At 75.8% G+C, this 13,783-nt stretch carries 1 protein-coding gene (cut by a window edge); it reads left to right on the forward strand.

What is annotated here, in order from left to right; translation table 11 throughout:
• A protein-coding gene (locus tag ACIBPB_RS05655; protein ID WP_396838380.1) for an SDR family NAD(P)-dependent oxidoreductase crosses the window boundary here: on the forward strand, window positions 1-13,782 show its 3' end. The gene continues 15,570 nt to the left of window position 1, outside the view; only the last 13,782 of its 29,352 coding nucleotides appear in the window; its start codon lies beyond the left edge, outside the window; it ends in the stop codon at window positions 13,780-13,782.
• Window position 13,783: the final 1 nt, after the last annotated feature.

The raw sequence follows: 13,783 nt of genomic DNA on the forward strand, positions 1-13,783 counted from the left end.
TACACCGCCGGCGCCCTGTCATTGGACGACGCCGCCAAGATCGTCGCACTACGCGCCCAGGCCCTGCGAGCGCTGATCGGGCACGGCGACATGGCCTCCCTCGCCCTACCCGCCGACCAGGTCACCGAACTCCTGAACGGCACCGACGACCGGGCGTACATCGCCACGGTCAACGGGCCGAACGCCACCGTCATCGCCGGCGACCCCGACGCCATCGCGGCAGCCGTCGCCCACTGCAAGGACCGCGACATCCCCGCCCGAGTGCTGCCCGTCGGCTACGCCTCCCACACCCCCCACGTCGAAGCCCTCCGCGAGGACATCCACACCGCCTTGGCAGGCGTCACCCCGACCGCCACCGACGTCGCGTTCTACTCGACATTCACCGGCGACCGGATCGACCCGACAGAGCTGACCGCCGACTACTGGTACGACAACCTCCGCCACCCCGTCCAGTTCCAGACCGCCACCGAGGCGCTGCTGCGCGACGGCCACACCACCTTCATCGAGGTCAGCCCGCACCCGGTGCTGATCCAGCCGATCGAGGACACCGCCGACCAGCGGCACATCGTCGCGCTGGCCAGCATGCGCCGCGACACCACCGACCAACTCGTCACCGCCCTGGCCACCGCGCACACCCACGGCCTGCCCGTCGACTGGACGCCGCTGCTGCCCGCGGCGACCCCGCCGGCGCCGCTGCCCACGTACGCGTTCCAGCACCAGCGCTACTGGCTGGCCACGCCGGGCACGCTGAGTGAGCCGGCGGACCTCGGCCTCGGCGGCGCGGACCACCCGTTGCTGGCCGCCGCCATCGACCTGCCCGACCAGCAGGGTCACCTGTTCACCGGCCGGCTCACCGCCACCAGCCAGCCGTGGATCGCCGACCACACCGTGACCGGCACCGTCCTGCTGCCCGGCACCGCGTTCGTCGAGTTGGCCCTGCACGCCGGCCACCGCGCCGGACACCCGTACCTGGACGAGCTGACCATCGAGGCGCCGCTGACCCTGGCCGGCACCGGGCCGGTCCAGGTCCAGGTCGAGGTCGGCGCCCCCGACGGCACCGACCACCGGCCGGTCACCATCCGCTCCCGGGACGGGCAGGACGGCGAGTGGCTGCGGCACGCCACCGGCACGCTGGCCGCCACGGCGCCGCCGCCGGCCGACGACCTGACCGCCTGGCCGCCCGCCGGCGCCACCCCGGTCGACCTCGACGGGTTCTACCCCGACCTGGCCGCCACCGGCCTCGGTTACGGGCCGGCCTTCCAGGGCCTGCACCGCGCCTGGCGCGGCGAGCAGGACCTCTGGGCCGAGGTGCGGCTGCCCGACGAGGTGGACCAGGCCGGATACGGCGTCCACCCCGCCCTGCTCGACGCCGCCCTCCACGTGATCACCCTGGCCGCCGGGGCGGAGACCGTCCGGCTCCCGTTCGCCTGGTCGGCGGTGGGCCTGCACGCCACCGGGGCCCGGGCCCTGCGGGTGCGCCTCACCGTCGACGGCACGGACACCGTCACGGTCACCGCCGCCGACCCGACCGGCGCGCCCGTCGCCACCATCGGCGCCCTCACCGTACGGCCGCTGCCGGCCGGTCAGCTTCCGGCAGCCACCGGCGGCGACCCGCTGTACCGGCTCGACTGGACGCCGGTGCCGGTCGGCGGTCCGACGGAACTGCCTGACCCGGTCGACGCCGCCGGGCTGGCCGGCCTGCTGGCCGGTGACGTGCCCGTGCCGCCGCTGGTCGTGCTCGCCGTGCCCGCCGCCGGCGGCGACGTGGTGGCCGCCACCCACCGGCAGACCGAGCAGGTCGCCCGCCTCGTCCAGGACTGGCTCGCCGACGAGCGGTGCGCCGCGAGCCGCCTGGTCGTGCTGACCGGTGACGCGGTCGGCACCGACCCGGCGGAGAACGTCACCGACCTTCCGGCGGCGGCGCTGTGGGGACTGCTGCGCTGCGCCCAGTCCGAGCACCCGGACCGGTTCACCCTGGTGGACTCCGACGGCACCCCGGACAGCGTGGCCGCGCTCGGCGCGGCGGTCGCGACCGGTGAGCCGCAGCTCGCGGTACGCGCCGGCCGGGTGCTGGCGCCCCGGCTGGCCCGGGCCGGGCAGCCGGACCCGGATGCGCGGCGGCCGCTCGACCCGGACGGCACGGTGCTGATCACCGGCGGCACCGGCACCCTCGGCGCGCTGCTCGCCACCCACCTCGCCAGCACCGGCCGCGCCCGACACCTACTCCTGGTCAGCCGCCGCGGCACCGACGCACCCGGCACCACCGACCTGATCAACCGGCTCACCGACCTCGGCGCCACCACCACCATCACCGCCTGCGACACCGCAGACCCCGACGCCGTCGCGGAACTGGTCGCCGCCATCCCCACCGCGCACCCCCTCACCGCCGTGTTCCACACCGCCGGTGTGCTGGACGACGCCGCCGTACACACCCTCACCGCCGACCAGATCCACACCGTGCTACGCCCCAAGGTCGACGCCGCCTGGCACCTGCACCAGGCCACCCTCGACCTCGACCTGGCCGCCTTCGTGCTCTACTCCTCCGCGGCGGGCGTGCTCGGCAGCGCCGGGCAGGCCAACTACGCCGCCGGCAACACCTTCCTCGACGCTCTCGCCCAGCACCGGGTCGCGTACGGGCTGGCCGGCACCTCGATCGCCTGGGGCTTCTGGGCCGAGGCCAGCGGCATGACCGGGCACCTGGACGCGGGCGAGCGGGCCCGGATGGTCCGGGACGGGGTGCTGCCGCTGGACACCGCGCCCGCCCTGCGGATGCTGGACGCCGCGCTCGCCGGGAACGACCCGGCGCCGGTGCCGGTGCTGCTCGACCTCGCCGGGCTGCGCCGGGCGGAGACCGTACCGGCCGTGCTGCGCGGGCTGGTCCGCACCGTCGCGGCCCGGCGCACCGCGGCCGACTCGGCCGTGGACAGCGGCCTCGCCGGCCGGCTCGCCGGGCTCGGCGACGGCGAACGGCAGCGGCTGCTGCTGGACCTGGTCCGCACCCAGGTGGCGGGCGTGCTCGGGCACGGCAGCCCGGAGCTGATCGAGCCCCAGCGGGCCTTCAAGGACCTGGGCTTCGACTCGCTCACCGCCGTGGAGCTGCGTAACCGGCTGAACGCGGTGACCGGGCTGCGGCTGCCGGCCACCCTGGTCTTCGACCACCCGACCGCGCAGGCGCTCGCCACCTACGTGCGCGGCCGGCTCGTGCCGGACGACGCGGTGACCGCCACCCGGCCGGCCCCGGTGGCCGAGGGGCCGCGGGACGAGCCGATCGCCATCGTCGGGATGGCATGCCGCTACCCGGGCGGGGTCGACTCGCCGGAGGCGCTGTGGCGGCTGGTCGCCGAGGGCGTCGACGCGATCGGGGACTTCCCCACCGGCCGGGGCTGGGACCTCGCCGGCCTGTACCACCCGGACCCGGACCACCCGGGCACCGCGTACACCCGGCACGGCGGTTTCCTGCACGACGCGGACGAGTTCGACGCCGACTTCTTCGGGATCAGCCCGCGCGAGGCGGCCGCCACCGACCCGCAGCAGCGGCTGCTGCTGGAGACCGCCTGGGAGGCCCTGGAGCGGGCCGGCATCAACCCGCAGGGCCTGCGCTCCAGCCTCACCGGTGTCTTCACCGGCGTGATGTACAACGACTACGCCAGCCGCCTGCAGCACCAGGTGCCCGCCGGCTACGAGGGCTACCTCGGCAACGGCAGCGCCGGCAGCGTGGCGTCCGGGCGGCTCGCGTACACCCTGGGGTTGGAGGGGCCGGCGCTGACCGTCGACACCGCCTGCTCGTCGTCGCTGGTCGCCACCCACCTGGCGATGCAGGCGCTGCGCAAGGGCGAGTGCACCCTGGCGCTGGCCGGCGGCGTCACGGTGATGGCCACCCCGACCACGTTCATCGAGTTCAGCCGGCAGCGCGGGCTGGCGCCGAACGGTCGCTGCAAGTCCTTCGCGGCCACCGCCGACGGCACCGGCTGGGGCGAGGGCGTCGGCCTGCTGGTGCTGGAACGCCTCTCCGACGCGCGGCGGCACGGCCACCCGGTGCTCGCGGTGATCCGCGGCTCCGCGGTGAACCAGGACGGCGCCAGCAACGGCCTCACCGCGCCGAACGGGCCGGCCCAGGAACGCCTCATCCACCAGGCCCTCGCCGCGGCCGGCCTGCACCCGGCCGACGTGGACGCCGTGGAGGCGCACGGCACCGGCACCGTGCTCGGTGACCCGATCGAGGCGCAGGCGCTGCTGGCCACGTACGGGCGGGACCGTGAGGAGCCGTTGTGGCTCGGGTCGATCAAGTCGAACATCGGGCACACCCAGGCCGCCGCCGGCGTGGCCGGCATCATCAAGATGGTCCAGGCGTTGCGGCACGGCACGCTGCCCCGGACGTTGCACGTGGACGCGCCCAGCCCGCACGTGGACTGGACCGCCGGCGCGGTGGCCCTGCTGACCGAGGCGCGGCCCTGGCCGGAGCACGGCCGGCCGCGACGCGCGGGCGTCTCCTCGTTCGGGGTCAGCGGCACGAACGCGCACGTCATCCTCGAGCAGGCGCCGGAGGCCCCGGCCGGGCCGGCCGGTGAACCGGTGGTGGCGCTGCCGTGGCTGCTGTCGGCGAAGGCGCCGGCCGCGTTGCGCGCGCAGGCGGCCCGCCTGGCCGAGCTGGTCGACGCGCGGCCCGACCTGTCCTCGGGGACGCTGGCGGCGGCGCTGGCCACGTCCCGGGCGGTGTTCGCGCACCGGGCCGCCGTGCTGCCCGGCCCGGACCCGGTCGAGGCGCTGCGAGCCCTCGCCGAGGACCGGCCGCATCCCGCCCTGCTCCAGCACACCGCCGCCCACGGCGGCCGGACCGTGTTCGTGTTCCCCGGCCAGGGTGGACAGTGGCTCGGCATGGGCCGCGAACTCGCCCAGCAGAGCGACGTCTTCGCCGCGCACCTCGACGCCTGCGCGACCGCGCTGCGCCCCTACGTGGACTGGGACCTGCACACCGTCCTGCACGACGACGACCCGGACTGGCTCACCCGCGTCGACGTCGTCCAGCCGGTGCTGTTCGCCGTGATGACCGGGCTGGCCGCCGTGTGGCGGCACCACGGCATCGCCCCGGACGCGGTCATCGGCCACTCCCAGGGTGAGATCGCCGCCGCGTATGCCGCCGGCGCCCTGTCGTTGGACGACGCCGCCAAGGTCGTCGCACTGCGCGCCCAGGCACTTCGGGCGCTGATCGGGCATGGTGACATGGCCTCCCTCGCCCTACCCGCCGACCAGGTCACCGAACTCCTCCACACACTGCACGCCGCCGAGCCGACCTCGAGCGACGCCGAGCAGCCCACCACCGACACCCCCCGGGCCTACATCGCGACCGTCAACGGGCCGAACGCCACCGTCATCGCCGGCGACCCCGACGCCGTCGCCGCAGCCGTCGCCCACTGCAAGGACCGCGACATCCCCGCCCGCGTCCTGCCGGTCGGCTACGCCTCCCACACCCCCCACGTCGAAGCGCTGCGCGACGACATCCACACCGCACTCGACGGCGTCCAACCCACCGCCACCGATGTGGCGTTCTACTCGACCTACACCGGCGACCGGATCGAGACCCAGACCCTCACCGCCGACTACTGGTACGACAACCTCCGCCACCCCGTGCAGTTCCAGACCGCCACCGAGGCGCTGCTCCGCGACGGCCACAGCACCTTCATCGAGGTCAGCCCGCACCCGGTGCTGATCCAGCCCATCGAGGACACCGCCGACCAGCGGCACATCGTCGCCGTGGCCAGCATGCGCCGGGACACCACCGACCAGCTCGCCACCGCCCTGGCCACCGCGCACACCCACGGCCTCCCGGTGGACTGGCGACCGCTGCTGCCCGCCGTGACGGCACCCGTCGGCCTGCCCACCTACCCCTTCCAGCACCAGCGCTACTGGCTGCACGCCCCGGCGACCATCAGCCAGGCCAGCGACCTCGGCCAGGCCCCGGCCGAGCACCCGCTGCTGGCCGCCGCCATCGAGCTGCCCGACCAGCAGGGTCACCTGTTCACCGGCCGGCTCACCCTCGACCGGCAACCCTGGCTCGCCGACCACGCCGTCACCGGCACCGTGCTGCTGCCCGGCACCGCCTTCGTGGACCTCGCCCTGCACGCCGGCCAGCACACCGGGTACCCGCACGTCGACGACCTCACCATCGAGACCCCGCTGATCCTCGACCCGGGCAGCGACGTGCAGCTGCGGGTGGAGGTGGGCCCCGAGCAGGGCGAGGGACGCCCGGTCAGCGTGCACAGCCACCAGGGCGGCACCTGGACCCGGCACGCCACCGGCACCCTCACCGGCACCGCCCCGGCCGGCGACCCGGGCATCGGCACGGAGTGGCCGCCGGCCGGCGCGACGCCCGTCGACCTCACCGACTTCTACGCCACCCTGGCCGGCACGGGCCTGCAGTACGGACCCACCTTCCAGGGCGTGCACGCCGCCTGGCGCGACGGCGACACCCGCTACGCCGAAATCCACCTCCCCGACGACCAGGACACCACCGGCTACGGCATCCACCCCGCCCTCCTCGACGCCGCCCTGCACCCGATGGCGCTCACCGGCGGCGACGAGGGCGTACGGCTGCCCTTCGCGTGGAGCGGGATCAGCCTGCACGCCGTCGGGGCGACCCGGCTGCGGGTGCGGCTGAGCCGTACCGGCCCGGACAGCGTGGCCGTGCACGCCAGCGACCCGACCGGCCAGCCGGTGGTGACCATCGGCGCGTTGACCGTCCGGCCGCTGGCCGGGAACCGGCTCACCGCCGGCCCGCGTGGCGGCGACCCGCTGTACCGGGTCCGCTGGACCCCGCTGGACGCGCCGGCCGGCTCGACGGGGGTGCCGCCGGTGCTCGATCTGGCCGGGCTCGCCGACGTGCTCGCCTCGGACGCCACCCCGGAGCTGGTGATCGTGGCCCCCGCCGGCGGTACCGACGGCGGTCCGGCGGCGACGCACGACCTGGTCGCCCGGACCACCGCCGCGCTCCAGGCGTGGCTGGCCGACGAGCGGCACGGCGCCGCGCGGCTGGTGGTGCTGACCTCGGGCGCGGTCGCGACCGGCCCGGACGAGGACGTCACCGACCTGGCCGCGTCGGCGCTCTGGGGGCTGGTCCGCAGCGCCCAGGTCGAGCACCCGGACCGGTTCGTGCTGGTCGACGCGGAGCGTGCCGCCGCGCTGGGGGCGGCGCTGGCGGCCGGGGAGCCGCAGCTCGCCGTCCGCGACGGCCGGCTGTTCGTGCCGCGCCTGGTCAAGGTGGGTACGCCGGAGGGGCCGGCCGCCGCCCTGGATCCGGACGGGACGGTGCTGATCACCGGCGGCACCGGCACCCTCGGCGCCCTCCTCGCCGAACACCTCACCACCACCGGCCAAGCCCGACACCTCCTACTCGCCAGCCGCCGCGGCCCCGACGCACCCGACGCCGCGGACCTGGTCGACCGGCTCACCCAACTCGGCGCCACCGTCACCATCGTCGCCTGCGACACCGCCGACCCCGACCAGGTGCACGCCCTCATCGCCGGTATCCCCGACGCACACCCGCTCACCGCCGTCTTCCACACCGCCGGCACCCTCGACGACGCCGCCCTACACACCCTCACCCCAGACCAGGTGCACACCGTCCTCCGGCCCAAGGTCGACGCCGCCTGGCACCTGCACCACGCCACCCACCACCTCCCCCTCACCGCATTCGTCCTCTACTCCTCCGCCGCCGGCACCCTCGGCAGCCCCGGACAAGCCCACTACGCCGCCGCCAACACCTACCTCGACGCCCTCGCCCACCACCGCCACCACCAAGACCTCCCCGCCACCAGCCTCGCCTGGGGCTACTGGGCCCAAACCACCGGCATGACCGGCCACCTCGACCACACCGACCAGGCCCGCATCACCCGCGCCGGCCTGCTACCCATGCCCACCGACCACGCCCACACCCTGCTCGACACCGCGCTGGCCGGCGGCGAGCCGACCGCCGTACCGATGCGGCTGGACCTTGTCGGCCTGCGCGGCGGGCCGGTCCCGGCGCTGCTGCGCGGGCTGGTGCGGCCGGTCGCGCCGCGGGCCGCGGCCGGCGCGGCCGGCGACTCCGGGTTGGCCGGGCGGCTGGCGGGGCTGGACGACGCCGGGCGCCGGGAGCTGCTGCTCGGGGTGGTCCGCAGCCAGATCGCGGCGGTGCTCGGGCACAGCGTCCCGGAGACGATCGACCCGCAGCGGGCGTTCAAGGAGCTGGGCTTCGACTCGCTGACCGCGGTCGAGCTGCGCAACCGGCTCAACGCCGCCACCGGGCTGCGGCTGCCGGCCACCCTGATCTTCGACCACCCGACCGCGTACGCCCTGGCGGGTGAGCTGCTGGTCCGGCTGCTGCCGGATCAGGCGGCGGCCGACCACGCCCCGCTGCCGGCGGCGCGGCCGGTCGACGAGCCGGTCGCCATCGTCGGGATGGCCTGCCGGTTCCCCGGCGAGGTACGCGACCCGCAGGAGCTGTGGCGACTGTTGGTGGAGCGCGGGGACGCGATGTCCGCCTTCCCCACCAACCGCGGCTGGGACCTGGACGGCCTGTACGACCCCGACCCGGACCACGCGGGCACCGTCTACACCCGGATCGCCGGGTTCCTGCACGACGCGGACCGCTTCGACGCCGAGTTCTTCGGGATCAGCCCTCGGGAGGCGCTGGCCACCGACCCGCAGCAGCGGCTGCTGCTGGAGACCGCCTGGGAGGCGCTGGAGCGCGCCGGCATCGATCCGACGTCGCTGAAGACCACGCCGACCGGTGTCTTCACCGGGGTCATGTACAACGACTACGCCAGCCGGCTGCAGCAGCACACCCCGGACGGCTACGAGGGCTACCTGGGCAACGGCAGCGCGCCCAGTGTCGCCTCCGGGCGGCTGGCGTACACGCTGGGCCTGGAAGGGCCGGCGATCACGGTGGACACCGCCTGCTCGTCGTCGCTGGTCGCCACCCACCTGGCCATCCAGGCGCTGCGCAACGGCGAGTGCACGCTCGCGCTGGCCGGCGGTGTCAGCGTGATGGCGACCCCGCACTCGCTGCTGGAGTTCAGCCGGCAGCGCGGGCTCGCCCCGGACGGGCACTGCAAGCCCTTCGCCGACAGCGCCGACGGCACGGCCCTGTCCGAGGGCGCCGGCCTGCTGCTGCTGGAGCGGCTCTCGGACGCCCGCCGCAACGGCCACCCGGTGCTCGCGGTGATCCGCGGCTCGGCGGTCAACCAGGACGGCGCCAGCAACGGCCTCACCGCCCCCAACGGCCCGTCCCAGCAGCGGGTCATCCGCCAGGCCCTGGCCAACGCCGGACTGGCCCCGACCGAGGTGGATGCCGTGGAGGCGCACGGCACGGGTACCACCCTGGGCGACCCGATCGAGGCCCAGGCGCTGCTGGCCACGTACGGGCAGGAGCGCGACGAACCGCTCTGGCTCGGGTCGATCAAGTCGAACATCGGGCACACCCAGGCCGCCGCCGGGGTGGCCGGCATCATCAAGATGGTGCTGGCGCTCCAGCACCGGTTGCTCCCGCCGAGCCTGCACGCCGACTCGCCGAGCAGCCACGTCGACTGGGAGGCGGGCGAGGTCGCCCTGCTGGCCCAGGCGCAGCCCTGGCCGGTACGCCCGGACCGGCCGCGCCGGGCCGGGGTGTCGTCGTTCGGCATCAGCGGCACCAACGCCCACCTCATCCTGGAGGAGGCACCCGCCGGGGCGGCCCGACCGGCGGCCGGCGAACCGGCGTCGGGTCTGCTGCCGTGGCTGCTGTCGGCGAAGACGCCGGCCGCGCTGCGCGCCCAGGCGGCCCGGCTGGCCTCGCACCTGGACGAGCACCCGGAGCTGGAGCCGGCCGCCGTGGCGCACGCCCTCGCCACCACCCGGGCCACCTTCGCCCACCGCGCGGCGATCGTGCCGCCGGCCGGTACGCCGGGCGACGAGCCGCACACCGCGGCGGACCTGATCGCCGCGTTGCGCGCGCTGGCCACCGGCGGCTCCCACCCCGGTCTCGTCCGGGCGCGCGGCGAGGAGCCGCCGGCCGGCGCGGGGAAGGTGGCGTTCCTGTTCACCGGGCAGGGCGCCCAACACCCCGGCATGACCGCCGACCTGTCCGCCCGCTTCCCCGTCTACGCAGCTGCTTTGGACGAGGTGTGTGCGGCCCTCGATCCCCACCTGGACCACCCGCTGCGGGAGGTCATGTCCGGCGCACACACCGACCTGCTCGGGCAGACCCTCTACACCCAGCCGGCCCTGTTCGCCGCCGAGGTCGCCATGGTGCGGCTGCTGGACAGCTTCAGGGTGCGACCCGACTACCTGATCGGGCACTCCATCGGGGAACTGAGCGCCGCGCACATCGCCGGCGTCCTGGACCTGCCCGACGCCGCCAAGCTGGTCACCACCCGAGCCCGGCTCATGAACACCATGCCCACCGGCGCCATGCTCGCCATCACCGCACCCCTCGACCGGGTGCAACCACTCCTCGACGCCCACCCGCAGGTGAGCCTCGCCGGACACAACAGCCCCACCTCACTCGTCCTGGCCGGCGACACCGACACCATCGACACCATCGCCGCCCAACTGGCCGAAGACGGCGTGCGCGCCCGCAAACTGCACGTCGCGCACGCCTTCCACTCCGCACACACCGAGACGATCCTCGACGACTTCCGCGAGGCCGCCGCAAGCGTCACCTACCGGCCCGCGACCCTGCCCATCGTGTCGAACCTGACCGGACAAGTCGCCACCGACGAACAACTGTCCGACCCCGACTACTGGACCCGGCACATCCGCGAAACGGTGTCCTACGCCGCCGGCACCGAAACGTTGCACACCCTCGGCGTCACCCACTACCTCGAGGTCGGACCCGACGCCACCCTGAGCACCCTCACCCAGGAAACCGTCACCGACGCCACCGCCATCGCCACCCAGCGGCGCGGACACGACGGAACGGCCGCTCTGCTCACCGCACTCGCCACCGCACACACCAGCGGCGTCGGCGTCGACTGGGCACCGCTGCTCCCCGCCGCCCCCGCCCCGGCGGAACCGCTGCCCACCTACGCGTTCCAGGAGCAGCGGTACTGGCTGCACGCCGACGCCACCGTCGGTGAGGCCGAGGACCTCGGCCTCAGCAGTGCCGGGCACCCGCTCCTGGGCGCCGCCATCGAACTCCCCCACGAGCAGGGCCACCTCTTCACCGCGCAGCTCTCCGCCGGGTCGCACCCGTGGCTCGGGGACCACACCGTCGGCACCGCACACCTGCTGCCCGGCACCGCGTTCGTGGACATCGCCCTGCACGCGGGGGCGCACACCGGACACCCGTACCTGCACGAGTTGACCATCGAGGCGCCGCTGGCGCTCGACGCCGGCGTCCCGGTGCGGCTCCAGGTCGAGGTCGGCGCCGTGAACGACGCCGGGCTGCGACCGGTGACCGTACGCTCCCGCCCGGCCCGCACCGACGACGACTGGACCCGGCACGCCGCCGGCACGCTGAGCGCCGTCGCGCCCAGCCCGGCCGCCCCCGAAGCGGCCTGGCCGCCGGCCGGCGCCGTCGAGGTCGACGTGGACGGTCTCTACGCCGACCTGGCGTCCTCCGGCCTGCACTACGGGCCGGTGTTCCAGGGCGTGCAGCGGGCCTGGCGTGCCGGCGACACCATCCACGCCGAGCTGAGCCTGCCGGAGGGCACCGACACCGGCGGGTACGGCGTCCACCCGGCGCTGCTCGACGCGGCGCTGCACACCATGGCCTTCCTCGACCCGGTGGACGGCGTCCGCGCCTGGCTGCCGTTCGCCTGGGCCGGTGCCGGGCTGCACGCCCCGGCCGGCGAGTCGCTGCGGATCCGGCTGCGCCGCACCGGCCCGGAGAGCATCAGCCTCGACGCCGTCGACGCCGCCGGTGGGCCGGTGCTCACCGTCACCTCGCTGGCCGTCCGGCCGCTCCCCGCCGACCTCGCCGGCACCGCCGGGCAACCGGCGCCGGGATACCTGCTGGACTGGGTGCCGCTGGCCACCGACCCGGCCCCGGCGGCCGGCACGTACCCGACGTTCGGCCCGGCCGCCCTGCTCGCGGCGCTCGCCGACGGGACCGCGCCGGCCGGCACCGTCCTGCTGCGGCCCGACCCGATCGACGGGGACGTGCCCGCCGGGACGCACCGGACGGCCGAACAGGTGCTCGCGGCCGTCCGCGGCTGGCTCGGCGACGGCAGCGGCCGGCTGGTGGTGCTCACCCGTGGGGCGGTCGCCGTCGGGGACGGCGACGACGTACCCGATCTGCCCGGCGCGGCGCTGTGGGGCCTGGTCCGGGCGGCGCAGAGCGAGCACCCCGACCGGCTGCTCCTGCTCGACCAGGACGACGACGCGGACACCCTCGCCGCCCTGCCGGCGCTGGTCGACGCCGCGGCCGCGGCGGGCGAGCCGCAGCTCGCGGTCCGGGGCGGCGTGGCCCGGGTGCCGCGGCTGGTCCGCGGCCCGGCCGCCGACGCCCCGCCGGTCACCCTCGATCCGGCCGGCACGGTCCTGGTCACCGGCGGCACCGGCACCCTCGGTGCGCTGCTCGCCGGCCACCTGGTCGACCGGTACGGGGTCCGGCGGCTGCTGCTGGTCAGCCGGCGCGGGCCGGACGCCCCCGGCGTTCCGGAGCTCGTCGCCCAGCTGGCCGCCCTGGGCGCGGAGGTCGAGGTGGCCGCCTGCGACCTCGGCGACCCGGTGGCGGTCCGCGCGCTGGTCGCCGGGATCGACCCCGGGCACCCGTTGACCGCGGTCTTCCACACCGCCGGGGTGGTCGACGACGCCACGCTGGACACGCTCACCCCGGACCGGCTGCACGCCGTGCTCACCCCGAAGGTGGACGCGGCGTGGCAGCTGCACCAGGCCACCCGGGAGCTGCCGCTGGCCGCGTTCGTGCTCTACTCCTCGGCCGCCGGCATCCTCGGCGGCGCCGGCCAGGCCAACTACGCCGCCGCCAACACGTTCCTCGACGCGCTGGCCGGGCACCGGCGGGCCCGGGGCCTGCCCGGCACCTCTCTCGCCTGGGGGCTCTGGGCGGAGTCCAGCGGCATGACCGGCGGGCTGGGCGACGGCGACCGGGCCCGGATGGCCCGCGCCGGCATCCGCCCGCTGGACACCGCCGCCGCGCTGGCGGCGCTGGACGCGGCGCTGGCGCGGCAGCAGGCGCTGGTCGTACCCGTCGGGTTGGACCTGGGCGCGCTGCGCGGCCCGGACGTGCCGGCGGTGCTCCGCGGGCTGGTCCGCACGCCCGCGCGGCGTCCGGCCGCCGGCGCGCCGGCGCCCGCCGGGGCCGGCCAGCTGGCCGCGCTGCCCGGCCCGCAGCGCGACCGCTTCCTGCTCGACCTGGTACGCCAGCAGGTGGCCGGCGTGCTCGGGCACGCCACCCCGGCGACGGTGCAGCTGCGGCGCGGCTTCATCGAGATGGGATTCGACTCGCTGACCGCGGTCGAGCTGCGTAACCGGCTCAGCGCCGCCACCGGGCTGCACCTGCCCACCACCCTGGTCTTCGACCATCCGACGCCGATCGCGCTGGTCGACCACCTCAAGGCGGAACTGGCGCCGGACCCGGCCGCGGTGTTCGCGCCGCTGCTGACCGAACTCGACCGGCTGGCCACCGCCGCCGACGAGCTGCCCACCGACACCGACCACCACCGCGACGTGGTGGCCCGGCTCCAGGACCTGCTCGGCCGGCTCACCGGCACGCCGCAGCAGGCGACCAACGGCGGGCCCGCCGGCACCGATCTGGACGCGGCGACCGACGACGAGATCTTCAGCCTCATCGACAACGGGCTTTAGG

The sequence above is a fragment of the Micromonospora sp. NPDC049836 genome (genome assembly GCF_044465125.1).
Classification (GTDB): domain Bacteria; phylum Actinomycetota; class Actinomycetes; order Mycobacteriales; family Micromonosporaceae; genus Micromonospora.